The organism is Niabella pedocola, from assembly GCF_021044425.1.
Lineage (GTDB): Bacteria > Bacteroidota > Bacteroidia > Chitinophagales > Chitinophagaceae > Niabella > Niabella pedocola.
This window is the reverse complement of the sequence record NZ_JAJNEC010000005.1, coordinates 351,677-376,047: the sequence shown is the minus strand read 5'-3', so window position 1 is coordinate 376,047 and position 24,371 is coordinate 351,677. Positions and strand designations below refer to the sequence as shown.

The window sequence follows — 24,371 nt, the reverse complement described above, 5'->3', positions numbered from 1 at the left end:
TGTAGGGATAATGGTATATTTAAATCCTTTATAAAGCAGCCAGTTGTGTGTTTGAAATTGTAGTGCAAAGCAACTGTTTTTTTATCAGAAAACCCTTGACTTAGGTTAATAAATGAAGGCGGGTAATTTAGCCGGCGGAAGTGTTAAAGAAATAACAAGAAGCAGCTGTTTCCGGCTTATTTCAACGCCAGTTGTTCGATCTTATTACCGATGAATACCTGTTTCATTTCCTGCTCCAGCAAATCAAAATCGGCCCGCAGCACTCTTTTTGTAAAGGAACCGTTTTGGAGCAGGTATATTTCGTCGCAGGTTTCATGAAGGGTGGAAAAGATATGCGAAGAAATCAGAATCGTTTTGCCCAATGCCTTCAGCTTTTGAATAATGGCGGTGATCAGCAGGTTGCTTTGTATATCTACTCCGTTAAAGGGTTCGTCTAAAATAAAGTAATCATTCTCCTGCATCAGGATTGCCATCAGAGCCAGTTTCTTTTTCATGCCGGTAGAATAAGTGGTTGCATATTGATTCAGCGGCAGTTCAAAAATGTTTTTTTGTTCCGGTTGTACAACGGGTTTATGTCTTGCCCTGCAAAGCAGCTTCAGGTATTCGGCCCCTGTGATCTTTGAAAAGAAAAACGGTTCTGTTTGCAGGAAGCCCAGGTGGTTCTTTAGCGGCGTGTGATGGGCCGTAATCTGTCCCTCGTGTGCCTCAATGCCTGCAATACAATTAAACAAGGTGGTTTTTCCCGCGCCATTTTCTCCAACAATGCCATATACACCGCCGGTATTAAACGTAGCGGAAATATTCTTTAAAACAACCTGATTGCCGAAGCTCTTGGAAAGGGATGTTATCTGGATCATGAAAGGTAAATTGCTAACCGGTTAACAGACCGGGAATAAAAAAATGGAATCAGCCCCAGCAGCAGAGGCGGAAAAAAAATACTGGCGGCAAAGATGAGCAGCTGCACCAACTGGATCTCGCCGGGATAGGCCACATATTTTACTAAGATGATCTGTATGATATACGCATAGCCCAATAATTGAATACCGCCGGCGAGCCACCATTTTTCCGGATAAGCAATCAGCAGTGCTGCCAGGGGCAGCAGCGTTAAGATGCTGGTATGCCATATAGCGGTCTTTATTTTTTCTTTTAAAAAACCGGCGGGACTATAGGCGAAGTTCCATACATAAAACAAGGGCTCCGGTTTGGTATAGAAGGAACAGATCATCAGGAACAGGGCCGCCTGCGCAAACAGACAGAGATTGAAATTGTCTACAAAAATACCGATGCCCTCCAGCAGGTAGGTTGCGGTAATCAGCAGCAGCAACTGGCGGAAACCCGTGAGAAACTCAAAAGGCCTTTTTCCAAACGGGGTTGGAATGGTTGTACCGATGCGCGGTGCATGGTCGATAAAACTTAACAATAAGGCGGCAGGGATGAGCAGCAGCGCCTCAATAAAGGATTGTTTAAAAAGTAAAAACAGTACAAAGGGGGCGGCTACAACCGCATTTTCAACCAGTCTTATCCGGCGCAGGGATCCCTGCGGAAAAGTGATGCGCAGGAAATTGGTCCTGCTCCGGTTGCTGAGTTGCAGCAGCCAGGAGATACAGGCGAACAGGTACAGGTAGATGGCCATACCGGTTTTTGAAAACAGCAACCATGAGAGCAGCACAAAGCCTGCGGCACCCAGCAGCCATCCCCATAAGGGGTGCAGGCCAAAGTCCTTTATCTGCCGGTTGAGTAACCGGAATTGCAAACGGAAATAAAAATTCATTTATTGGGCATTCAGCAACGGGAAATAAAGGTCTTCGATGATCTTAAAGTGATGCGCCTGGTGTCCTACAATCGTGAAGCCCATCGCCAGTACCGACATTTCGGTATTATAAGTATGGCCAATGGCCAGCAGTTGCTCATCATTAAGATTCTTATAAAAGGCAAGGGAGCTTTGGCGAACGGCTACCAGCTCATCCAGCAGGGATTCCAGGCTGCGTTCACCGGCATTTGAATGGTCGGCAAACAGGTTCTCATCAAACGACTGTAAAGGCGTGCGGTCTTTTCTTGCAAAGCGCAATGCCCGGTAAATGAACACCCGCTCCGAATCGGCAATATGTAAAAGGATCTGCCTGATCGTCCACTTCCCCGGGGCATATACCTGGTCGCCCAGGCTGTCGATCTTCTCTTTATCCAGCTGGTAAATATCCAGGATGCTTTTTTGAATGGCGGGTACAATTTCCAGTTCGTCCGGTACCTGGTTGATATAGCGGTCGAAATATGCCGGCATGGGATGGATGGCTGATTTGTTCATATTATTACTGGTTTAAATTGAGTGTAGTTACAAAGATAACCCATAAGTTGGTTCCCGGCATGGTCAAAGCTCCGGCATACAAAGCGGCCGTATGACGGGCGATTGCCGGCACCGATATAACCGCTCCGAACAATATCTGCTCCGGGTTGTTTTTAATGCATAAAACTAAAATATGAATAAGCGAACACTTGGGCATACCGACCTGCAGATTGCACCCGTTGTTTTTGGTGGAAATGTTTTTGGATGGACTGCTGATGAACGCAGGTCATTTGAATTGCTGGATCATTTTGTAGCTGAAGGGTTTAATATGATCGACACCGCCAATCAATATGCTTACTGGGCGCCCGGCAACCAGGGAGGAGAGTCTGAAACCATTATCGGCAACTGGCTGAAGAAAACCGGCAAACGGAATGCCGTATTGATCGCTACAAAAGTTGGCGGCAGCATGGCGGGTCAGCCGCAGCCGGATACATCAAAAGCATATATCCTTAAGCAGGTGGAGCTTTCGTTAAAGCGGTTACAAACCGATACTATCGATCTTTACCAGACTCATTTTGATGATGAAGGGATCCCTGTGGAGGAAACGCTGGAGGCTTATGCACAATTGATCAGGGAAGGAAAAGTGCGATGGATCGGTGCATCCAATATGTCGCCCCAGCGGCTGGAAGCTTCGCTAAAGGCATCTGCTGAGCGACAGCTTCCGGTATATCAAACCTTACAGCCGGAGTATAATTTATATCACCGGGAACGATATGAAACACAATATGAGCCGATTGTTGCAGCACACGGCCTGGGGGTAATCACGTACTACGCACTGGCCAGCGGATTTTTAACCGGGAAGTACCGGAGTGAAGCGGATCTGACAAAAAGTACGCGAGGCGCGGGTGTGAAGAAGATGCTGGATGAACGGGGAAAGAAGATCCTGGCGGCTTTGGATGGCGTGTCCGAAGCCTACCATACTACTCCTGCCGCTGTGGCGCTTGCCTGGCTGTTGTCTCGTCCTTCTGTTACCGCACCCATTGTAAGTGCTACCAGTGTAACACAAATGCAGAGTATGACCGACGCAGCCCGGCTGTCGCTTTCGGAAGATGCCCTGGAAACACTGGATGTAGCGAGCGCATACTGAGCATTGACATCAAATAGGTATGGCGTACGTGTAAGAGTACAATATGAAAAACCTGTCGCAATGCAGACTGCAGTCGATATCAACCATTCAACCCCAAATGGTTGAATGGTTGGTACGTTTGACAACTTTGTATATTAAAGATCAATATACTTTTATCAAATTTTCCCGATAGGTCGTATAGGCGTCAGTTTATTCTGTGATGATCCGCCATGCATAATACAATCTTCTATGGATAACTAACATGCCAATGTCTGTTGCAGCGCTTTTGAAACAATCCCGTTATCGTTGCGTTCGCCCCAAAATAAGAAAGATTATTTTGGGACAATGCAACTCCTGTTGAGCTGCTTTAAAACGCTGCTGTTGCTAAACGCCCCGTTGCTACACGTATCGCTTTTTTCAGATCATCGATCAGGTCCTCCGCATCTTCCAACCCTACAGAAAGCCGTATCAGGCTGTCGGTAACACCCGCCCGACGGCGGATCTCCGCAGGGATGGATTTATGAGTCATTTCACTGGGTAAACAGATCAGGCTTTTGACACCGCCCAAACTTTCCGCCAATTGAAAATAGCGTGTTGATTTTACCAGTTGCGTTGCGACATCCGCTTCATCAATCTGGAGGTCGAAGCTGACAACGCCTCCAAAGTATTGTTGCTGCTGTTGGGCAATGGCATGATTATGATGCGTAGAGAGCCCCGGGTAGTAAACGTTTCTTACCAGATCCTGAGTCTGCAGGAATTCAGCAACGGCCTGTGCATTCTTCGAATGCTGCGCTATACGCAGGGGAAGGGTTTCAATGCCCCTGATGGTGAGCCAGCTGTCGAAAGGTCCCAGTATGGCACCGGAAGCATTCTGAATAAATTTGATCTGGTCGCCGAGTGCAGCCGTTTTTGTTACCACAACCCCGGCGATCACGTCGCTATGTCCGGCAAGATACTTGGTGGCACTGTGCACCACAATATCGGCGCCCAGCGCCAGCGGTGTTTGTGCGGCCGGAGAAGCAAAGGTGTTGTCTACACAAAGCAGCACATGATGCGCTTTTGCAAGCACTGCAATCGCACGGATGTCGGAGATCTTTAACGTTGGGTTGGTGGGTGTTTCAATCCAGATCAGTTTGGTTCTAGGAGTGATGGCGGCGGCTACCTTTGCCACATCTGTAGTGTCTGTATAACGCACACCAATCCCCAACTTCTGGTATACATGAGTAAACAGGCGAAAGGCACCACCGTAAATATCATCCACTGCCAGGATCTCATCGCCCGCCGCAAGCAGCTTTACTACTGCATCGATGGCGGCCAGGCCGCTGGCAAATGCAAACCCATGGCTGCCGCCTTCCAGTTCGGCAACCAGTTTTTCCAAGGTGGCGCGTGTGGGATTATTGGTACGGGAATAGTCATAGCCGCGGTTTACGCCGGGTGCGTCCTGTACAAAGGTGGAGGTTTGATAAATGGGAGTGGAGATGGCTCCGGTAAGCTCATCGGCAGGAATACTGTGCAGGATCTTTGTTTGCGCTTTCATTTTTTTGTTTTTTAATAGTGAAGAATAACTCATGAACATCCATCCGGAAAAACGAACGACAGGAATGCCGGGAGCAAAAAAAATACGCTCCCGACAAGTCAGAAGCGCATTCAACTATTTTGCAAATAAATGAAAAGGCTTTTTCTAACTTATCTTTCCACAAGTGTGGTTGAAGGTGGCACCTTCCCGCGCAATGCGGAGGTTGCCAAGACGTCATCGGGTCAAGTCCCTCGGTCTTTCTGGATAAGAATAATTTCAAGAACTAGGGCAAATTTATAGACTATTTTTTGAGACCTCCAAATTTTTTTTCGTTTTTTTTACAGGTGGTGCATCAACGGATGGCCCCCAAATTGGCAATATAACGATTCCGGATCGTTTAGGTTGTTATTTTATAACCGGCTATAACGCAGTCACCGTACGGCTTTCCGTCTATGCCATTATACAGGTGCCTTGTTTTGTTCCGGTATCGATTTAAAGCGTTTTTCTTTCAATAAAGCTTCGTGCATTTTTTTAATAAAGATCTTTGTGCATTGTTTAAAGAATAATTTATTGCCGATGCTATTTCGGAAATGCAGAAAAAAATTTGTTGATGTATTTTTTTTCGATAACATTTGTCTTGCTATTTACTATTCTTTAACAAACCTCGAAACCTCTATGACCCTGAAAAATCAGACTTGATCCCGCATCCATTCCAATGTAAGAAAGGAACGCCTGAAAAAAAGTAAGTACCTGAGCATGTAAAGCGTTGCTGTGTATACAGCAGAACGTGTAGCCCTTCTATTGCCTTCAATCGCCTGCTCATTTATGCCTCATTCTTAAACCTAAAAAATTACGAGACTATGCAAATCAGACTCCAGAAGTATGCCATGCGCTTTCCGGTGTTGCTGTGCTGTTTTTTGTTAACAGCACACGCACTGTACGCCGCAAAGCCTGCTGGCGGCAACGCCATTCCTTACCTGATCCAGGCCCCGCCTGTAGAAGGAAAGATCACCGACTCTTCCGGCAATCCGGTTGCCGGTGCCACCATCAAAATAAAAGATAAAACAACGGCTGTTGCCAGTGCTGCCGACGGATCGTTCCGGATCAGTGTAACGGTGGGTGATGTGTTGGAAATATCTGCCATCGGCTTTCAGCCGCAGGAAGTAAATGTAGGGAGTGAAGCTACCTTGCAGATCCGGCTTTCTGCGCTTGCCGCTGCCCTCGATGAAGTGGTGGTGGTGGGTTATGGCACCCAGAAACGCTCCAATCTTACGGGAGCTGTTACCAGCATCAGCACAAAAAAACTAACCGATATACCGGCTGCAAATATGTCCAATACCCTTGCAGGCCGCGCCCCGGGCGTAACGGTTACCAATACCTCTGGTCTTTCGGGTGCCAGTTCCAGCATCCGTATCCGCGGTGCCAACGGAGAGCCTTTATACGTGATTGATGGGGTCATTAAGGGTAAGGCTGAATTTGATGCATTGGATCCGAATGAGATCGACCAGCTGAACGTACTGAAAGATGCGGCAACGGCTTCTATTTACGGTTCCAGAGCGGGGAACGGTGTAATTGTAGTAACCACGAAAAAAGGAACGGCTCAAAAGCCGACCCTCCACTTTCAAACCTCGTATTCAAGATCCACACCCACAAGAACCCTGCTGAGCGATCTTACTACAGCCACCGATGAGCTGATCTATCAGAACCGGGTGGTGCAATTCAACAATGAGTATAACAAAAAAAATGACCCGTTGCCCAACGGTGAAATAGAGTTCAATTATTTTAAAGACAAGAACTATAATGTAAACGATTGGGTATGGCGCAATCCAACAGTACAAAAGTATCTCCTGGATATCTCCGGCGGGAGTGATAAACTGAATTATTACAACATGGTGAGTTATACCGGGGAAAATGGTTCTTATGAAAACCTGGGGTATAAAAAGTTTAACCTGCGTTCCAATATTACGGCAAAGATCACCAACGATATCAAGCTCAATATGAATATTGCAGCGGCACAGCAGAATTCGGATAAATTTTACTGGCCCTTTTCGCCCGACGATGATTACGATGTGTCGGATTTTTACAGGGTAACCTTTAACTGGCCGAAGCTATATCCGTTTTATATCAATGCCGACGGAACGCCGGCCGATCATATTACCGATTACCCGGTACAAACACCCATGGGCAGCTGGCAGGCCTGGAGTGTGATTGACCAGGTGATGGGCGACCGCTATATCAAAACCAGGAAACGGCAATTGAATACCATCGCAACACTGGACATTAACCTGCATAAGATCACCCGGGGGTTGGCCGCCAAAATTGTGGGTAACTATGAGGCCAATGATTTTTTGCGGAAATGGTATATGACCTTCCAGAAAAACTATGTGTTTATACAAGGGGATCCGCAAAACCGCTTCGTACCGGGTCCGCCGGATCCTAACAAAACCAATATCTTCAACTTCAGCCAGCAGGCACCTTTTTTGCGCTATCAACAGGACAATGGCTGGAAGTACCAGTTCAATGCGTTCCTGACTTATAACCGCAGTTTTGGTAAACATACGGTGGATGCCCTTGCGGTGTTTGAACAGCGCCAGGATCATTTTTACCGCTCTATCGCTACAGCGTACAATCCCATCGCAAATATCGATCAGTTCTTTCCTTATTCGGCAGATCCCGCAGACCGCTTTGCAGATGGACTCGAAGGATTGGGGGCTGCACAATCCTGGATCGGCCGGCTGAATTATAATTATGCCAACCGGTATATTGTGGATGCATCGCTTCGCTATGATGGCAACAGCGCCTTTGCCAGTGGCCGCAAATGGGGCGCGTATCCCTCTGTGTCGCTGGCATGGCGGCTTTCACAGGGATCCTTCTTTAAGGATCATGTAGCATTTTTGAATGAACTGAAACTGAGAGCTTCTTATGGTACCACCGGAAATGATCTGAATTATACCAATATCGCAGATCCGCAAACCATTCCCGGGTTCCTGTACAAGGAAACGTATCAAAACAGCACGCCCTATGTATTCGGCGACCGGTTGTATAAGACCATCCAGCCCAGTCCCGTTCCGGTACCCGGCCTCACATGGGCAACTGTAGAGAATAAGAACATCGGTTTGGATTTTGCTACATTAAATAGCCGGCTTTCCGGGCGGCTGGATGTGTTCACTAATAAGATGAAGGACATTCTGGCGTCGCGTGTGGTAGCCATCCCGGATGTTTACGGTACCACGCCGGCACCGGAGAACTATGCGGTGCGTTCCTTCAAGGGGGCTGAATTTGATATCCAGTGGAGCGACCGGGCCGGCAAGGAATTTTCTTATTCCGTGTATGGCAATCTGGGCTATGCCCGGGATCGCTGGGATGTACTGGATGAGCCGGTGGCCTATGGGCCGGGTGGCGTAGAGTATTTCCGTACCCGTATCGGCCAGCCCGAAGACCGGATCTATGGTTTTAAGGCGCTGGGCATTATCCGTACCCAGCAGCAGCTGGACGAGCTTACGGCAAAGGGCTATAACTATTATGGCCGCAAGCCCTACCTGGGTGCCATTATCTATGAAGACGTGCGCGGCGACGGATACACGCCGGGCGCCGACGGAAGGATCGACGGCAATGATGTACAGCTGCTGAGCAAGAACGGGAAGCCAAGGGTTAATTATGGATTTGGTTTTAATGTATCCTGGAATGGCATTTCACTGGATGCGCATTTTCAGGGGGTAACCTCTTACGACGTAATGGTAAGCAACCAGGATGGGCCCGGTATCCGCCAGTGGGGCGGTAATTTCAGGGTGTATTATCCCATCTGGGCCAGTGATGTTTGGACCCCGGAAACCCCCGATGCCAAGTACCCGCGTGTGGTGGGGCAAAACTGGCTGGAATCTGGCAGCGATGGCTCTACGTTCTGGATGCGGAACGGTGCCTATACGCGTTTAAAAAATCTGAACATCGGGTATACCCTTCCCGCCCGCTGGATCAACCGGCTGAAGCTGGTGAATGCACAGGTATTTGTAAACGGAACCAATCTTTTTGCTATTTCCAAACTGAAAGAGTTCCAGGATCCCGAACAGAAAAACTATGATTCTTACCCGGTAATGAAAACACTTACGGCCGGACTGAACCTTACTTTTTAAATGACCTTAAACAGATATTCAAATGAAAAAAATATGCTTGTTTTTATGCATCATCATTTTCGGCACACGTTGTTCCAAAGAGCTGGATATAGAAGATGTAAGCAACTATCAGCCGGAGCAGGTATGGAACGATCTGCAGCAGGCCAATGCCTTTGTGGCCAATCTCTATAATAAATTCGGGAACTGGAATGTGGCGGCCGACCGCAACAGTGAACAGCTTTCCGGTATCGCCTTTGGCGAAAATGCCATCACCGTAACCGGAGCTTCCACCGCCAGTTGGGATTATGCCAACGTGCGACTGGCCAACCTTGCGATCCGCGATGTGCAGGCCGGGAAACTGAGTCAGTCAGAAAAAGAAAGTATCCTTGCACAGGCTTATTTTATGCGGGCGTACACCTACTTTTCAATGGTGAAAGAATACGGTGGAGTGCCCATTGTGAAAACGCCGCTGGACCGCTACAATGATGAGCTGGACCTGCCGCGCAATTCCACCAGGGAATGCTTTGATTTTATCATGGAAGACCTGGATAAAGCCATAGCCTTATTACCGGCAAGGATCGATGTAACATCTACAGACTGGGGGCATATCGACGGGAATTTTGCGCAGGCCTTCAAAGCAAAAGTATTGCTGTATAAAGCTTCCCCGTTATTCAATCCCGGTAATCCCTGGAGCAATGCGTACTGGGCAGATGCGTATACGGAGAACAAGAAAGCATATGAAAGCCTGAGGAGCCAGGGTTACGGACTGATTGAAGATTACGCTAAAATTGCATTGTCGGAAAAGAACTCGGAGATCGTGTTTCCGGTGATCAATAAGTTTCCGGGTAAAACCGCCGGTTGGGATTTTGGTGCGCGGCCGGGTTCTTTAAGCAGGGGAAATGCATCGGCATGTCCTACCTGGGAGTTTGTAAAAACGTTTCCGATGAAGGATGGCAAGCTGTACGATGATCCCACGGGCACCTATTATAAAACGGATGCGGCTTTCCTTCAGTCATACTGGAAGAACCGGGATCCCCGCTTTGAAAAATCCATTCTCTGGAATGCAAGAACCTTCCCGGTGGCCGGCACGCCCAAGGGCTATAAGCAATATACCAGCGTGGGCATTGCTTCGGCTAATGATAACTTCGGGATCAATCCCAATGTTGCAGACAAATCCACTAATAACAATACTTATACCGGTTTCTTTATATTGAAGAACTGTAACCTGAGCCTGACACAGCCGAATGTGCAGCAATATGATATCGATTTTGTGCTGATGCGTTTTGCAGAAGTAATGCTAAATTATGCGGAAACAGCAAATGAGGCGGGCCATACTGCCGATGCGCTGGTACTGCTGCGCGAAATACGGAAGCGGGCCGGTATTGAGCCAGGAGCGGGGAGCATGTATGGTATTACGGCGGTATCAAGGACAGATGTGCGGCAAGCCATTATGAACGAACGGAACATTGAACTGTGCTTTGAGGGGCATCGCTTTAACGACCTGCGTCGCTGGCGTTTGTTCAGTTTGCTGGATCAGAAAACAAAGAGTGGGGTGGAAGCCATTGCTATCAATGCCAATGGTACCGAAATGCCCATTCTGCAGGCGCAGCAACAGGCTGGTACCTTCAGCCTGTCGGAGGAGCATTTCAAATATTCGGTAGTACAGGTACCGCAGACTGGGGTACAAAAGAACATCGTGCCTGATAAGTATTACTTTTATCCGATCGCGCAAAGCATCATTAATAAAACCACTAAACTGGAACAGAACAAAGACTGGGGCGGTTCTTTTGATCCTACACTGCATTAATCATGCTGCAGACGAGGGCGCAGGTGTGTGAACCTCGCCTTTGTCTGCAGCATTTTTATCAGCGGCAACCGGCGCCGGTCCGGCACTGCGTGCTTTGCGGCTCAGCAAAAATACCGTAGCAATAATTAAACCACTGCCGATCCAATCTGTGAGTCCAAACGGTACCTGCAGCCATAGAACGGCAATAACCGTTGCCGAGAGCGGCTCGGCGGAGGCCAGGAGGCTGGCTTCTTGTCCGCCAATGATCGTTACCGCAGGTAGGTACACATAAAAAGGCACCTGCCCGTCGGCTGTTGTCGCGGATAACAATACCCGGCACTTTAAAACCTTTATGCTTGTGTACAGGGTAAAACGGGTATGGAGCGGCCGCTGTAATTTTTGATGCTTCAGTGACCGGTGCCTACCGGTGCATCCGCAATTGCCGGAAATAAGCCGGCGCTTTAAGCATCCGGCTGCCATACCAACTAAAGAGCTCTCCGTCTGTCAGCAGTATTTTTACGCCCGGATAACGTTCCCGCAAGGCTGCTTTATGCTGCTCTTTGAAGGGATAGGGCTCCGAAGCAAGAAGGATATATTCAGGTGCCTGCAGGACATTCAGGTCTACTGCAGGATACCGTTTTAATGCAGCATATAGATTTAGAAAACCGGCCCGTTGCATCATGTCATTGATAAACGTATCACCCCCAACCGTCATCCAGGGATCTTTCCAGATAAAATATACAGCGGTTACCGCAGGCCCGGTATCAAGATGGGCAAAAGCGTCGTCAATGGCCGCAATCAATTGCTGCGCCTTATCCTTCCGGTTGGTATAATCGCCCACTTCGCGGATCATTTCCAACGCACCTGCGTAATCGTTTACATCGGTAAGAAGCACAGGAAACCGGCCGGCCAGTGCGGCTACCTGCTCCTTTACATTTTCTTCCTTATTGGCGATGATCAGATCAGGTTCAAGCGCGCTGATCTTTTCCAGGTTCAGGGTTTTGGTACCGCCCACACGTGTTTTGGTTTGGAACCAGGTTTGCGGATGAACACAGAATTTAGTGATGCCGGTTACTTCCCGTTCCAGCCCCAGGCTGTATAAAAGTTCTGTTATGGATGGAACGAGGGATACGATTTTCACTTTTAAAGTTCAGGGTTTAAGATTGGAAGGTATGCCCGGTGCCGGATTATTGAAGCTGGATACCCGATTCTGAAATCTCAAATCTCAAATCTCAAATCTGATATCTGTTATCCCAAGCCTAATCGCTGCTAACTCAGGCGTCCATTATCGCTTCTCTGCCGTATAAATGCAGCAGATGCCCAGCGTAAGCGCTTTATACCGTGCATTGGAAAAGCCTACTTTTTGCAGGATATCGGTAAAGTCCTTCCGTTCCGGAAATGCCCGCGCCGATTTATTCAGGTACTGGTAGGCTTCTTTATTCTGTTTCAGAAGGCCGGCGATCTGCGGTGCCACCACATTCATATAAAGCTGGTACAACCCTTTGAACAACCCGGGTTTGGGCCTCGAAAATTCGATGATGAGCAATTGCCCGCCGGGTTTTAATACCCGGTACATTTCCGATAAACCTTTTTCCAGGTTTTCAAAATTGCGGACCCCGAACGCTGCCATTGCTGCATCAAAGCGATTGTTGGGAAATTGCAGGTTTTCGGAGTCACCCAGTTCAAGGGTGATCCGGTCGCTCAGTCCTTCTTTGGCAATTTTTTGCCGGCCAACCTCCAGCATCTGGGCAGAGATATCAACACCGGTTACCTGTTGCGGCTCCAGCATCTTATAGGCCCGCAATGCCATGTCGCCGGTTCCGGTGGCAATGTCCAGTACCTGCTGCGGCCGGTATTTCTTCAGCATGCCGATCGCTTTCTTACGCCAGGCTACATCTGTGCGGCCGGAAAGCACGCGGTTGGTAAGGTCATACCGGGGTGCAATGCGGTCAAACATTTCAGCAACCTGTTCTTTCTTTGTTTTTTCAGATCCTTTATAGGGGATGATATGATCGTGCGAAAATTCTGTCATAAACCGCAAAGGTAACAAGATTTATACAGTGATGCAGGAGATTTCGCCAGGGAGATGGCGAACGCCTGTTTTTTTTGCAGGCGTCACGATTTTTATTTTTCCGGTAATGGTTCCCGGGGGCATGCTCCGGAAGCAGCTATGTATTTCTTCCCGGCATCTTCATTATTTTTCCTATTTTTATTTGTTCAGCATGCCATTACAGAAATGAGTATTTTTAAATATATTGACCTGGATGTATTATCTGCCACGCCCAAGTACCAGCAATTGGCACAATCCATTATGAATGCCATTGCGGATGGCAGCATTAAGCAAAACGATCTTTTACCATCGATCAATGAATTGAGTTATGAGTTTGAGATCTCCCGCGATACAGCAGAAAAGGCATACAAACATCTGAAGCGGATGGGTGTGCTGGGATCCGTACCAGGGAAAGGGTATTTTGTAAAAACTGTAGAACTTCAAAGCCCCCTCAAAATTTTCCTGCTGTTTAATAAACTCAGCACCCATAAAAAGATCATCTATGATGCGTTTGTAAAAACACTGGGCCCCACGGCACTTATTGATTTTTACATTTATAATAACGATTTCAATTTATTTAAAAAGCTATTGTCCGGAATAGAGAAGCCGTATACGCATTTTGTAATCATCCCGCATTTCCTGGAAGGCGGATCCGGAGTTTCAGAAATCATCAATGCCTTGCCGAAGGACAAGCTGATCCTGCTGGATAAGCTGGTGCCCGGGGTAAGCGGTGAGGTGAGTGCGGTGTATGAAAATTTTGAAGAAGATATTTACCGGTCGCTGGAACAGGCGTTGAGTCGCCTCGGGCAATATGAAACCCTGAAAATTATTGTACCGGAATACTCTTATTTCCCCGAGGAGATTACAAAAGGATTCCGGCGTTTTTGCCAGCAATATGCATTTAATGGAGAAGTGGTGCACTATATTCAGAAAGAAGTCATCGCCCCCAAGGAAGTATACATTTGTTTAATGGAAGATGACCTGGTGACCCTCGTGGACAAAATCATGGCGGCGCAGCTGGTGATCGGCCGGGATGTAGGCGTGATCAGCTACAATGAAACGCCCTTAAAACGACTGATCCTGCAGGGGATCACCACTTTTTCCACCGATTTTGCGGCCATGGGGGAGGAAGCAGCCCGGTTAATACTCAGTGGCGAGAAACAGCAGGTGGCCGTGCCTTTTCATTTGCGATTGCGTCCATCCCTGTAAATTTGCAACTATGGAAATTGTATCTGCTGATTATAACAAAAGCAGCGCGGAATATACGCAATGCCCGAAGGCCGACCGGCCGGAATATGCCTTTATCGGAAGAAGCAATGTGGGCAAATCGTCCCTTATCAATATGCTGTGTAATAAAAAGGCGCTGGCCAAAACATCTGCAGCACCAGGCAAAACACAGCTGATCAATCATTTTGATATCATTTCCGGCTACCGGGATAGGAGTGGAAAAATGCAGCGGTTGCCCTGGTACCTGGTGGATCTTCCCGGTTACGGCTATGCAAAAGTTTCGCAAAAGCAACGTAAGAGCTGGTCGATGATGATTGAGAAATATATCCTCAAGCGGGAAAACCTGGTGAGTTTATTTGTATTGATCGACAGCCGGCACGAGCCGCAAAAGATGGATCTGGAATTCATTAACCAGCTGGGTGAATGGGGTATTCCCTTTGCGTTGGTATTTACCAAGGCCGATAAAAATAAGCCGGGCGCCACCACCCGCACGGTGACCGCATTTTTAAATATGCTGAAAGAAAGCTGGGAAACATTGCCGCCTCATTTTGTTACGTCGGCGGTAGATAAACTGGGCAGGGATGAACTGCTGGATTACATTGCTACCCTGAATACGGGTGCAGCGGTATAACAACCCCTTTTCTTTTTAAAACCTTTTTTTTAATGGTATGAACTGCGGCATTGCCTGCTGGTATTGCTTCCTGCTACATCCATTTTCCCATACTTATGCATGTTGGTATAACCTTTTAAATGCGCGAGGCATGCAGCAATAACCATCTGCTTGAATGGCCATTATAAAAAAGCGATTTGTTTTTTTTGCAACAATGATGCATTTGTATATATTTGCAACTATGTTGCATTGTTTTAAAACTTATTCTTCTTGTTTCATAAGCTTGTTGCTGATGCCACTAACGATAGCGGCGCAAAATGAGGCGGTGCAATCATCATCTTCCATTCAGGATACGGTGCTGTTAAAGGAGATCAGGATATCGGGACGTAAAGAGCCCGCGCCGGGCGGCCTGGTTCCGGTGAATATACTGTCCGGAAATGCATTAAGGAGCCGGAGCGGACAAAACCTGGCGCAGGTATTACAGGACGTGCCGGGTGTATCCATGATACAAACAGGCACCACCATTTCCAAACCGGTGATCAACGGTTTGCATGGCAACCGGATCCTGGTGCTCAATAATGGTGTAAAGCAGGAAGGGCAGCAATGGGGTGTTGAACATGCTCCGGAGATAGATCCGGCCATTGCGGGAACGATCAGCGTTATAAAAGGTGCTGCCGGTGTGCGTTACGGCGCGGAAGCCCTGGGTGGTGTGATTGTGCTGGATGTGCCGGAACTTCCCTTCGGAAAACGGATCGGCGGAGAAGCCGGTACCGTATTTGCCACAAACGGAAAATCATTCGGAGGTGGATTTGTACTGCGGAGTGGATGGACAAACCATCCGGAATGGGCATGGCGTATACAGGGGAGTGGTAAAAAAAGTGGCAATTTTAAAACTGCTGATTATTTTCTGAATAACACCGGCGTAAGGGAGATGAATTTTTCCGGCGAAGCGGGATTCCGGAAAGGGCGGTGGCTGGTGACAGCCTACGGCAGTTATTTCAGTACCGAGCTGGGTATTTTTTCCGGTGCACATATCGGGGATACAGCAGAACTGAAGGCCCGTATTCAACATGAAATGCCTTTTGAAAAGGGAAGTTTTTCATATGATATCGATGCTCCAAGACAAGAGGTGGTGCACATGCTGTACAAAACAACCGTCCGGTATCAATTCAACGACAGCAGTCAACTGGAATTATGGTATGCCTACCAGGAAGACCAGCGGCGGGAGTTTGATCTCCGGAGGGCGGGCCGCTCAGCCATTCCTTCATTAAACCTTACGCTGCAAACCCGGTCCGCCGCCCTCCACTGGGAACAAAGGCGGCGCTCCGGATGGCAAACAGCCACGGGAGCAGCTGCCAGCTATAAGGCAAACAATAACCAGCCCGGAACCGGGGTGGTACCACTGATTCCGAATTATAAATATATGGAAGCCGGCGTATATGGGATACAGCGGATGATAAGATGGCGCTATGAACTGGAAGCCGGACTGCGTTATGATCATCATTTCCTGAACGCCCGGGGCACGCGCCCGTTTTACCGGTATGTAAATGATGCAGGTGCAGAAGTGCCACTAAATGAGGCCGGTGTTTATGTAAAGGAGCTGTACTATTACGGAGGCCCGCGGCACTTTCACAACCTTTCCGGGATGTTGGGCCTGCGTTGGAAACCAAGAGCGTCCTGGAATTTAAGTACCCACTTTGGTATGGCCTGGCGTCCGCCGCAGGTAAGCGAGCTGTATAGTTATGGATTGCACCATGGAGCCGCCAGCATTGAATACGGTGACTCAGCACTCAAGGGGGAGCAGGGATATAAATGGATCACCACATTGCAGAAACAATCCGGCCGGCTGCAGCTGGATGCATCCCTGTACACACAATATATAGGGGGGTATATTTTTTTACAACCGCAGCGTGTTTATGAACAAACAATCCGCGGTGCTTTCCCGGTATTCCGTTACCGGCAAACCGATGCATTGCTGAGCGGACTGGATCTCACGGCACGATATCGGTTATGGCCGGCCTTACAGTATGAATTGCGCACGGCATTTATAAGAGCCCGCGATATCAAACATCAACACTACCTGCCCCTGATTCCGGCAGACCGAATCAGCCATGTATTGCAATACCGGTTTAAAGAAGGACAACGAATCAATAACAGCTATATACAGCTGGTTTCCGCCTTCACCGCTCGCCAGCGGCGTTATGATCCGGGCAGCGATTTTGCGGATCCGCCGCCGGCGTACCATTTACTACACCTGGAGGCAGGTACCTGCATCTGCTATAAACAACATTCCATCCGGTTGTTTACCACGGTCAGCAATCTGCTGAATACTTCCTATAAAGATTACCTGGACCGCTTCCGCTATTTCAGTCATGGCGTTGGGCGCAACCTGCAGGTAAGGATCAGTTATCAATTTTAATCAATTCAATAAAAAACAAACACAATGAAAAAAAGAACTCCCAAACGTATCCTGTCTGCCCTAGCTGTTTTTATGTTATTATCGGCGCTGGTTACTTCTTGTAGTAAAGACCCGGTAGCACCCAACGAAGAGCACAATCATGATGACCCTGCAAAAGTGGCACTGCTTTTTATTAAAGGGCATTATCATGGCACTCAACTGCATGCGCACGATACGGCCACGGTGGCCGTGCGGATGGACGGGCGCTTTATCGATCCCAACACAAATGCCTTGCTGGATAAAGCCCCGGTAATTACGCTGGAGCAGGGTAGTGATATCTATCAATTGCAGGTAAAATTCTATGCATCGGACGGCGATTTGCTGAATGGGGAGTTCCTGGAAGAAGCAGCGATTCACCAGTTTTTCTTCCTGCCTTCTGTAAGTGGTGTACTGAACTACGTATATAAAGATGATCGTGTGGGTTTTACCGGTGATTTCAGTGTATTGCAAACCGGCAAAGAGCTGTCGCTGACGGCCTCCCTGCGGCATGGCATCAATAAAACTGTTCAGCGGGAATGGAATGATGTGAAATATAACACATATGGCAGCGAGGACTTTAAAACCGTGCTGCAGCTGAAAACAGTGGCGGCCGGAGAGCATGATCATGATTAACGTATAAAGTGTTAAGTTCCCGTAATGCGGGTCTTACGGCCGGGTGGGCAGGAGCTCCCCGGCTTTTTGCTGCACCATGCATCGCAGTATTAAATGTGGCAGGGGCTGTTGCCTTTTTATTGCGGGATCCGTTATGGATATAAAGACTTTTTATGAGAAAAACATACCTGCTGCTGCTAGTGTTAGCCTGCCTCTTTGTAAAAGGGAATACCCAGGTTTTAAAAAGCTGGTATGCAGAGGCACAGGCTTCAGGCGGCCATAGCTGGTATAGCAACTACCGCGGTAATACGCAATGGCATCCGCATTACAAAGCGGGGGTCAACCTGGTACGAATGGGCGGCCATCTTGCCGGTTTCGGCGCCGGGATTGCTTTCAGCGGAGAAGGCGTTTCCAAAAAATACCTAAATCTTGGTACGCGTCATATTGAAAACGCGTATTATATAAAAGTTCCGCTTTTTGCCCGGTTATTATTGAACCGGACGCGAAAAATACAGCCATTCGCGGATGCCGGTATGGAAGGCGGATTTTTTACGGGCGGGCAAAGCCGGTATATACAAAGCGATAAAAAAAGCTTCAAGGACAATACCGTAGTTGATAATGAAATTGACCTGGGACTGTTTACAAGGCTGGGCGTGGTGCACCGGCTGAACGACCGGTTCACTATTTCGGGGTTTGGCAATTATTACCACGGGCTCTCGCAAAAAACACATTTAATAGGTGGTCAATCGCCCTATGTTACCAACAGGAATATTGCCATTGGAATCGGGCTTGCCAGGAAGCTGTAACCGCCGTGGCGCTTATAGAGGGCCTGTTATGAAGCAGTAATAAGTGGTGTTGTTGCGGAAGGGTAAACGGACTTAACGCTACAGCCGGTCGAGCATTTCCACTACCTTTTCTTTTTTCAGGATAAAATATCCGAGACGGTCTTTGCTGATACCTTCTTTTAGCTGGTAGCTGAAGGAAAGAGTGTCATCATGTATCGTGGTTTCAAAATGTTTAAACGAGATGGATGGCGTTGTTTCCAGTTCTTCTCCTATTTCATATAAATGCGTGGAAAGTATAAACAGCGAGCTTTTTACTTTCAGCAACCCGCGGATCACCGCAAGAGAACAGCGCATGGCGTCCTGTACGTTGGTGCCTTTGAACAGCTCGTCGATCAGCACCAGCCACTTTTGACCGTTACTTACTTTTTCTACGGTATTGCGGATCCGCTGCACTTCATTAAAGAAAAAACTTTCGCCTTTTACAATATTATCCACCACATTAATGTTACTGATCAAACCATCGAACAGGGTAAGCCGCATGGAGCGGGCCGGTACGCCCATGCCGATATGCGCCAGGAATACAGCGGCACCTACGGATTTGATGAGGGTGCTTTTACCAGCCATATTAGCGCCAGTCAGGAACAGGAAATTGTTTTTCTGCGTAATGTCCAGGTCATAAGGAACGGGGCTTTGCAGCAGGATATGGTAAAGTCCCGTTGCCTCGATTACGGGGGTTACCTGGTCGGTAAATTCAGGGAAGGCCAGGTTATACCGCTTTACGGCCATTGCCATGGAGTACCAGGCATCCAGGCGGCTGTAAATATCCATAAGCTCCTGTATGGCGTGTTTATGTACTTCCCGGAGCTGGCCTGCATAGTACAGGTTCTTGCTCATCGCAAAAGGCTGGTCCTTTGCCGATACCGACAGCTGGTCAAAGGCTTCTATCTTCAGCAACTGATCGATGCGCTCAATATAAATACTGAAACTTGGGGGAAGGGCTACTTCATTCAACAGGGCAGAAATCTTCCGGATGCTCCGGAAGAAATCGGCAAAATGGTTGATCGAAAAACGCACCATGGCATAGTCGGCATGATGCAGCACCCGGTAAATAGCAGCATCCAGTGCATTCGGGCTATTGCTGACGCGGTCCAGCGCGTAATCCAGAAACCGGTCCATCACCAGGATGGTTCCATTGGTGATATCTTCTGGCCACTCCTCTACATGCAGGATCAGTTTGCTGAGGATGCGTTGTGTGCCCCGGATCTTTTCAATATCGTTAAACGGATTGGAAAAAAAATGGCGCAACCATTCCCGCCCTCCAAACGTGCGGGTAAAATTCAGTTTGTGGAAGATGGAATAGTCCTCTTCGGGATGAAAGATAGCAATGTCATTAAAAGAGATACCGTCGATCTGCATGGTTCTTGTTTAAGGTTCAGGCGTAACGTTAGAGACCGTACTATCCGCTATAGCGCCCTGGTGTTCAATTTCCCATTTCCACATTTTCCAATCTGCATCAAACCTCCAGGCATTACCGGTTAAATAGTAGCCGTTCTCCCTTTACAGACTCATTCCACTGTCCATTTCCATAAACTAAATTTCCATTTACAAAAGTATGCGTAATGCTTGCCGGAAATTCGAAAGGCGTGCCATTACCGTCTACGTTTTCAAAGGGACTCCAGCCGCATTTGTATAAAATGTTTTCCTTTTTCACAGCAACAGGTGCATGCATGTCTGCAATGACCAGGTCCGCCTGGTAACCCTCACGGATATACCCGCGGTCTTTGATCTGGAAACAATCGGCAACGGCGTGGCTCATTTTTTCCACCACCTTTTCAATAGCGATCTTTCCCTGCTGTACATAATAAAGCATCAGCGGCAGTGAATGCTGTACCAGCGGTACCCCGGCATGTGCTTTGGGATAGGGTTCTTGTTTTTCTTCCCAGGTATGGGGGGCATGGTCGGTGGCAATAACATCCAGCCGGTCGTCCAGCAGCGCATTCCACAGGGCTTCCCGGTTGTGCGGTGCCTTAATAGCAGGGTTGCATTTGATAAGATTTCCCTGGATGGCATAATCATCTGCCGTAAAATGGAGATGATGCACGCATACCTCGGCGGTGATCCGTTTTTCTTTAAGCGGCAGCATATTGCTAAACAGCTGCAATTCTTTTTCCGTGCTGATATGCAGGATATGCAGCCGTGAGCCATGTTTTTTGGCCAGCTGGATGGCATAAAAGGACGATTCGAAGCAGGCTTCCGCATTACGGATCACGGGATGGTCGGCGGCCATAAGTTCCTTTCCGGACTCCAGCGCTTTTTGCATATTGGCCTTAATGATCCGTTCGTCTTCACAGTGGGTAGCGATCAGCATTTCGCTTTCGGCAAACAATTTTTCCAGCACGAGCGGGTTATCTACCAGCAGGTTTCCGGTGCTGGAACCCATGAAGGCCTTGATGCCGCAGATGCGGTCTTTATATTGATTGGCCGTTAATGCGTCGGCGGCGTTCTGATTATTGGTACCGATAAAAAAGGAATAATTGGCCAGTGAGGTCTGGCGCCCGATCTCATATTTGTTTTCGAGCAATTCCAACGTAAAGGCCGGGGGAACCGTATTGGGCATTTCCATAAAACTGGTAACACCCCCGGCTACGGCCGCCTTGCTTTCGGTATAAATGGTAGCCTTATGCGTAAGCCCCGGTTCGCGGAAATGTACCTGGTCATCGATCACACCCGGTAACAGGTATTTACCTTCCCCGTTTATTTCGGTTGACTCGGATGGTATATCGATGCTGCCGGCGATCTTTTCAATTTTTCCGTTCCGGATCAGCACATCGCCTGTGCTTGTTTGCCCTTCATTTACAATGTTTATGTTCTTGATCAGAAATGTTTGCATGATTTTTGTTATTGAGTGCAACAATATCGGTAAAGTACAAAAAAACTCCGAAATTAATCAATTGAGGGGAATCCTGTTCTAATACCCTGATGATCTTATCTTTGCCATCAGAAGGCGGTGGACGAAAATAATGAAAACCTTATCTTAACGTATATGCAAATCAAACAACTCCTGAAGCTTGCACTGATCCTGTTGCCTTTTTACAGCCAGGCTCAAACCGATAATATTGAGCTGAGTGATAAACAGAACCGGCTGATCAACCGCCTGGATATAAAGCTAAGGGGGGATTCTGTACTGCAGTTTACCACCGTAAAACCGTATGGGCGTAAACGAGCCACGGAGCGGGTAGAACGGATCGACTCGCTGGATAAGGCCGGGGCGCTGGAAGGCATACTTACCCGCATCGACCGGTATAATATCCGGAGCATGATGATGAATAACTCCGACTGGACCACCAACTATGCGGATTCTTTTCACCGGAAGCCGATCCTGGGTGCTTTTTTTAAAAACCCGGCGCATTTATATGCGGTGGATAAACGGGATCAGTATAGTCTGATCATTGATCCGGTCATCAATTTTGAGCTGGGAAAGGCAACCGGTACCAAAACCTTTGTAAATACCCGGGGGATCCGGGTACGCGGACAGATCGATCAGCGGGTAGGTTATTACCTCTATTTCTCCGAGAACCAGGAGCGGGATCCGCTGTATGTGCAGGATTATAATAAAGCGCATGTGAGCGTGCCGGGCCTGGGATATTATAAAGCGTTTAAGGGGGATGGATTTGATTACTGGGATGTGCGCGGAGGAGTAACCTTTCATGCCGGGAAGTATATCGATTTCCAGATCGCGCATGATAAATTCTTTATCGGTGATGGTTACCGCACCTTATTCATCAGTGATTTCAGTGCCCCGTATCCCTTTTTAAAGCTGGGTGTACAGGCGGGTAAGTTTCAGCTGACATCGGTGGCTGCGCAAACCATCGCGCCTTTTGAAAACTTTTACTTTGGAATGGATTCAACCCGTCCGCGCAACTACATGATGTTTCATTACCTCACCTGGCAGGCCACTAACTGGCTGAAGCTGGGCTTCTTTGAAAGCACCATGTATAACAGCAAGAAGAACGGCGGGTTACAGGTGGGATACCTAAATCCTTCTATGTTTAACCGGGCCTATTCATCGTATACCGGCAATAGCGCCAAATCCAGCATCGGGCTGGATGTAAAAGCGAATTTTGCAAAGCATTTTCAGGCTTACGGCCAATGGCTGATCAACGAATTTGTGGTGAGCAAGGCATTTAAATCCGGTGGTCCCTGGGTAAATAAATTTGGTTACCAGGTGGGCGCTAAATATGCCGATGCCTTTACCATTAAAAACCTGGACCTGCAGGTGGAAGGCAATTTCGTTCGACCGTTTACCTATACGGATAAATGGGCACAGAATAATTTCCTGCATTATAATCAACCGCTGGCGCACCCGCTGGGCGCCAATTTCAAGGAATTTGTAGGTATTGCACATTACCAGCCCCTGCCGCGTTTGTATTTAAAGGCCATGCTGGTGATGTATAACAAAGGGCTTGATACTGTAAATTATAACACCGCCTGGTATTCGCCCAGCTACGGAGGCGATCTGTTCCGGAATTACAACGACGGACGCGAGCGGGAGGAAGGGTATTATATCGGCAGCGGTATCAGCAATAAGGGCATGATCGGGTCAATGACGGTTTCTTACGAGATCCTGCAGAACCTGTTCTTTGATGTAACCGGTATGTACCGCAAATACCGCATCGAAAGTGTTCCGGATCAAACCACCAAGTGGTTGTCTGTTGGATTGCGCTGGAATATGGCGCGGCGGGATTTTGTGTTTTAACGTATGAAAAGATTCCTGTTGGCGGCAGCCGGTTTGTTTTGGGCGCAGCTGATCATAGCGCAAACACCGGTGATCCGGTGGTCGGCTTCGCGCATGTTACGCCTGTCAGACTATATCATCATAAAACCAGGTCAGGAGTCTCCTGCTGCGCTGGGGCGGAATATGGCCGTAACCCGTACCGGATTTGTGTATACAATGGCCCGCATCACCTCGGGTACCAATAAGGGAAAATCGATGATCCGGGTTTATGCCCAAATGACTCCTTCACATTCCTATATCGTTGCGGAAGTTGCAAAAGGAAGTCCGGAAGACCGCGCGTACCTGCTGAATCACGAGCAAAAACATTTTGATATTTCGGAGATCTATGCCCGGGAATTGTCGCGCTTTTTACGTACGCAGTCACTGGGTAAAGCGCCCATGGAGCGTATGACCAATGAAATGAACCGGTTGTTTAAGGAACTGGATGCGTATCAGAAGAAATATGACGCAGAAACAGCAAACGGGCGCAACAAACAAAAACAGGAACTGTGGAATCTGCGTATTGCCCAGCGGTTAAAAGCATTATTGCCTTATGCCGCCAAGGATTATATATTGTCGCTACCGCGCTGACAGGGTCTTAGAAAATAGAACCCGGCTGGTTCGAACGGGTTAATGCCAGCTCTAGGTCGGTATGAAACTTATCAAATTTTTCTTTATTCGCCGATTTGTAAATGGCCTTTATCAAAAGGAATAACAGCACAAATCCCAAACCACCGGCGCCTCCAAATACCGGTACTTACTGAAACCACAACGATGCTTGCCAGCAAGGCCACAATGGTGATCAATATGGGTGGAATAAAATCAGTAACAAGAACGGTGTTGTTTTTGGCCGGGCGGATCACATGCTTCATGGCTCCGGAAGGTACCAGAAGGTGCTGGGGCCCAAAGGCATTAAAAAACGCTTTTCTTATTTTAATATCCGGATAGTGAAAGGATAAATTGTTTTGTATCTCTGTTAATGTTCTTCTCTATTGGATTGGTAAATTTCATGCAAAAATGGTTTCTGATTTGAGCGCTAAAAATACAGGTTCCGGTTA

The 24,371-nt window shown here is 47.9% G+C and carries 20 protein-coding genes and 1 riboswitch; of the genes, 10 read left to right on the top strand and 10 right to left on the bottom strand.

Features of this window, described 5'->3' with window-relative positions; all coding sequences use genetic code 11:
• Positions 1-176 precede the first annotated feature (176 nt).
• Genes LQ567_RS09295 through LQ567_RS09285 form a run of 3 tightly spaced genes read right to left on the bottom strand, consistent with a single transcriptional unit; the run spans position 177 to position 2,302 of the window.
• On the bottom strand, positions 177-857 hold the full coding sequence (locus LQ567_RS09295) for an ABC transporter ATP-binding protein (protein WP_231004226.1): 681 nt from the start codon (positions 855-857) through the stop codon (positions 177-179).
• Complete coding sequence (locus tag LQ567_RS09290; protein WP_231004225.1) at positions 854-1,771, bottom strand: hypothetical protein; 918 nt, start codon at positions 1,769-1,771, stop codon at positions 854-856. Before LQ567_RS09290 ends, LQ567_RS09295 begins: the two co-directional genes overlap by 4 nt.
• The gene (locus LQ567_RS09285; RefSeq protein ID WP_231004224.1) at positions 1,772-2,302 is read right to left on the bottom strand and encodes a DinB family protein; all 531 of its coding nucleotides are present in this window, start codon (positions 2,300-2,302) and stop codon (positions 1,772-1,774) included.
• A 172-nt stretch (positions 2,303-2,474) separates the two neighbouring features.
• Between LQ567_RS09285 and LQ567_RS09280 the strand changes: the two genes are divergently transcribed.
• Positions 2,475-3,428 (top strand): aldo/keto reductase, encoded by a 954-nt coding sequence (locus LQ567_RS09280; RefSeq protein WP_231004223.1) that lies wholly within the window; start codon positions 2,475-2,477, stop codon positions 3,426-3,428.
• Positions 3,429-3,774: 346 nt separating this feature from the next.
• Here the strand turns inward: LQ567_RS09280 and LQ567_RS09275 are convergent, their stop codons facing one another.
• Positions 3,775-4,944: a trans-sulfuration enzyme family protein gene (locus LQ567_RS09275; protein ID WP_231004222.1), complete on the bottom strand. Its 1,170-nt coding sequence runs from the start codon at positions 4,942-4,944 to the stop codon at positions 3,775-3,777.
• Between the two features lie 146 nt (positions 4,945-5,090).
• Positions 5,091-5,194, bottom strand: a riboswitch (SAM riboswitch).
• A gap of 589 nt (positions 5,195-5,783) precedes the next feature.
• On the opposite strand from LQ567_RS09275, the gene LQ567_RS09270 reads away from it, so the two are divergent.
• Together LQ567_RS09270 and LQ567_RS09265 are read left to right on the top strand one after the other, a co-directional pair.
• Positions 5,784-9,053 carry a SusC/RagA family TonB-linked outer membrane protein gene (locus LQ567_RS09270; protein WP_231004221.1) on the top strand — a complete coding sequence of 1,090 codons (3,270 nt, stop codon included), beginning with the start codon at positions 5,784-5,786 and terminating at the stop codon, positions 9,051-9,053.
• Between the two features lie 22 nt (positions 9,054-9,075).
• Positions 9,076-10,839 carry a RagB/SusD family nutrient uptake outer membrane protein gene (locus LQ567_RS09265; RefSeq protein ID WP_231004220.1) on the top strand — a complete coding sequence of 588 codons (1,764 nt, stop codon included), beginning with the start codon at positions 9,076-9,078 and terminating at the stop codon, positions 10,837-10,839.
• Here the strand turns inward: LQ567_RS09265 and LQ567_RS09260 are convergent, their stop codons facing one another.
• The 3 genes from LQ567_RS09260 to ubiE all read right to left on the bottom strand — a co-directional run bounded on the left by LQ567_RS09260 (position 10,840) and on the right by ubiE (position 12,850).
• Positions 10,840-11,148 carry a DMT family transporter gene (locus tag LQ567_RS09260; protein ID WP_231004219.1) on the bottom strand — a complete coding sequence of 103 codons (309 nt, stop codon included), beginning with the start codon at positions 11,146-11,148 and terminating at the stop codon, positions 10,840-10,842.
• A 91-nt stretch (positions 11,149-11,239) separates the two neighbouring features.
• Positions 11,240-11,959, bottom strand: coding sequence for an ABC transporter substrate-binding protein (locus LQ567_RS09255; RefSeq protein WP_231004218.1), 720 nt, complete (start codon positions 11,957-11,959; stop codon positions 11,240-11,242).
• A gap of 144 nt (positions 11,960-12,103) precedes the next feature.
• The gene (ubiE, locus tag LQ567_RS09250; RefSeq protein ID WP_231004217.1) at positions 12,104-12,850 is read right to left on the bottom strand and encodes a bifunctional demethylmenaquinone methyltransferase/2-methoxy-6-polyprenyl-1,4-benzoquinol methylase UbiE; all 747 of its coding nucleotides are present in this window, start codon (positions 12,848-12,850) and stop codon (positions 12,104-12,106) included.
• 204 nt (positions 12,851-13,054) lie between these two features.
• On the opposite strand from ubiE, the gene LQ567_RS09245 reads away from it, so the two are divergent.
• The 5 genes from LQ567_RS09245 (at position 13,055) to LQ567_RS09225 (ending at position 18,560) form a co-directional block, all read left to right on the top strand.
• On the top strand, positions 13,055-14,077 hold the full coding sequence (locus tag LQ567_RS09245; RefSeq protein WP_231004216.1) for a GntR family transcriptional regulator: 1,023 nt from the start codon (positions 13,055-13,057) through the stop codon (positions 14,075-14,077).
• 10 nt (positions 14,078-14,087) lie between these two features.
• Entirely contained in the window at positions 14,088-14,726 is a 639-nt protein-coding gene (gene yihA, locus LQ567_RS09240) for a ribosome biogenesis GTP-binding protein YihA/YsxC (RefSeq protein WP_231004215.1), read from the top strand.
• A gap of 271 nt (positions 14,727-14,997) precedes the next feature.
• A complete protein-coding gene (locus tag LQ567_RS09235; protein WP_231004214.1) occupies positions 14,998-17,124 on the top strand; it encodes a TonB-dependent receptor in 2,127 nt (708 codons plus the stop codon).
• A gap of 24 nt (positions 17,125-17,148) precedes the next feature.
• A complete protein-coding gene (locus LQ567_RS09230) occupies positions 17,149-17,775 on the top strand; it encodes a hypothetical protein (protein WP_231004213.1) in 627 nt (208 codons plus the stop codon).
• 152 nt (positions 17,776-17,927) lie between these two features.
• The gene (locus LQ567_RS09225) at positions 17,928-18,560 is read left to right on the top strand and encodes an outer membrane beta-barrel protein (protein ID WP_231004212.1); all 633 of its coding nucleotides are present in this window, start codon (positions 17,928-17,930) and stop codon (positions 18,558-18,560) included.
• Between the two features lie 78 nt (positions 18,561-18,638).
• Here the strand turns inward: LQ567_RS09225 and LQ567_RS09220 are convergent, their stop codons facing one another.
• Together LQ567_RS09220 and LQ567_RS09215 are read right to left on the bottom strand one after the other, a co-directional pair.
• A complete protein-coding gene (locus LQ567_RS09220) occupies positions 18,639-19,955 on the bottom strand; it encodes a MutS-related protein (RefSeq protein ID WP_231004211.1) in 1,317 nt (438 codons plus the stop codon).
• A 112-nt stretch (positions 19,956-20,067) separates the two neighbouring features.
• Positions 20,068-21,429: a dihydroorotase gene (locus LQ567_RS09215; RefSeq protein WP_231004210.1), complete on the bottom strand. Its 1,362-nt coding sequence runs from the start codon at positions 21,427-21,429 to the stop codon at positions 20,068-20,070.
• 153 nt (positions 21,430-21,582) lie between these two features.
• Between LQ567_RS09215 and LQ567_RS09210 the strand changes: the two genes are divergently transcribed.
• Together LQ567_RS09210 and LQ567_RS09205 are read left to right on the top strand one after the other, a co-directional pair.
• Positions 21,583-23,295 carry a hypothetical protein gene (locus LQ567_RS09210; protein WP_231004209.1) on the top strand — a complete coding sequence of 571 codons (1,713 nt, stop codon included), beginning with the start codon at positions 21,583-21,585 and terminating at the stop codon, positions 23,293-23,295.
• A gap of 3 nt (positions 23,296-23,298) precedes the next feature.
• A complete protein-coding gene (locus tag LQ567_RS09205; protein ID WP_231004208.1) occupies positions 23,299-23,904 on the top strand; it encodes a DUF922 domain-containing protein in 606 nt (201 codons plus the stop codon).
• An 83-nt stretch (positions 23,905-23,987) separates the two neighbouring features.
• Here the strand turns inward: LQ567_RS09205 and LQ567_RS09200 are convergent, their stop codons facing one another.
• Positions 23,988-24,185: a hypothetical protein gene (locus LQ567_RS09200; RefSeq protein WP_231004207.1), complete on the bottom strand. Its 198-nt coding sequence runs from the start codon at positions 24,183-24,185 to the stop codon at positions 23,988-23,990.
• Positions 24,186-24,371: the final 186 nt, after the last annotated feature.

Excerpts from the sequence above, each read along its gene's own strand:
- LQ567_RS09235 (WP_231004214.1), top strand. The coding sequence starts at position 14,998 with ATGCCACTAACGATAGCGGCGCAAAATGAGGCGGTGCAATCATCATCT.
- LQ567_RS09270 (WP_231004221.1), top strand. The coding sequence starts at position 5,784 with ATGCAAATCAGACTCCAGAAGTATGCCATGCGCTTTCCGGTGTTGCTG.
- LQ567_RS09290 (WP_231004225.1), bottom strand. The coding sequence starts at position 1,771 with ATGAATTTTTATTTCCGTTTGCAATTCCGGTTACTCAACCGGCAGATA.
- LQ567_RS09205 (WP_231004208.1), top strand. The coding sequence starts at position 23,299 with ATGAAAAGATTCCTGTTGGCGGCAGCCGGTTTGTTTTGGGCGCAGCTG.
- LQ567_RS09225 (WP_231004212.1), top strand. The coding sequence starts at position 17,928 with ATGAGAAAAACATACCTGCTGCTGCTAGTGTTAGCCTGCCTCTTTGTA.
- LQ567_RS09285 (WP_231004224.1), bottom strand. The coding sequence starts at position 2,302 with ATGAACAAATCAGCCATCCATCCCATGCCGGCATATTTCGACCGCTAT.
- LQ567_RS09295 (WP_231004226.1), bottom strand. The coding sequence starts at position 857 with ATGATCCAGATAACATCCCTTTCCAAGAGCTTCGGCAATCAGGTTGTT.
- LQ567_RS09220 (WP_231004211.1), bottom strand. The coding sequence starts at position 19,955 with ATGCAGATCGACGGTATCTCTTTTAATGACATTGCTATCTTTCATCCC.
- LQ567_RS09275 (WP_231004222.1), bottom strand. The coding sequence starts at position 4,944 with ATGAAAGCGCAAACAAAGATCCTGCACAGTATTCCTGCCGATGAGCTT.
- LQ567_RS09200 (WP_231004207.1), bottom strand. The coding sequence starts at position 24,185 with ATGAAGCATGTGATCCGCCCGGCCAAAAACAACACCGTTCTTGTTACT.
- LQ567_RS09280 (WP_231004223.1), top strand. The coding sequence starts at position 2,475 with ATGAATAAGCGAACACTTGGGCATACCGACCTGCAGATTGCACCCGTT.
- LQ567_RS09215 (WP_231004210.1), bottom strand. The coding sequence starts at position 21,429 with ATGCAAACATTTCTGATCAAGAACATAAACATTGTAAATGAAGGGCAA.
- ubiE (WP_231004217.1), bottom strand. The coding sequence starts at position 12,850 with ATGACAGAATTTTCGCACGATCATATCATCCCCTATAAAGGATCTGAA.
- LQ567_RS09230 (WP_231004213.1), top strand. The coding sequence starts at position 17,149 with ATGAAAAAAAGAACTCCCAAACGTATCCTGTCTGCCCTAGCTGTTTTT.
- yihA (WP_231004215.1), top strand. The coding sequence starts at position 14,088 with ATGGAAATTGTATCTGCTGATTATAACAAAAGCAGCGCGGAATATACG.
- LQ567_RS09210 (WP_231004209.1), top strand. The coding sequence starts at position 21,583 with ATGCAAATCAAACAACTCCTGAAGCTTGCACTGATCCTGTTGCCTTTT.
- LQ567_RS09265 (WP_231004220.1), top strand. The coding sequence starts at position 9,076 with ATGAAAAAAATATGCTTGTTTTTATGCATCATCATTTTCGGCACACGT.
- LQ567_RS09245 (WP_231004216.1), top strand. The coding sequence starts at position 13,055 with ATGAGTATTTTTAAATATATTGACCTGGATGTATTATCTGCCACGCCC.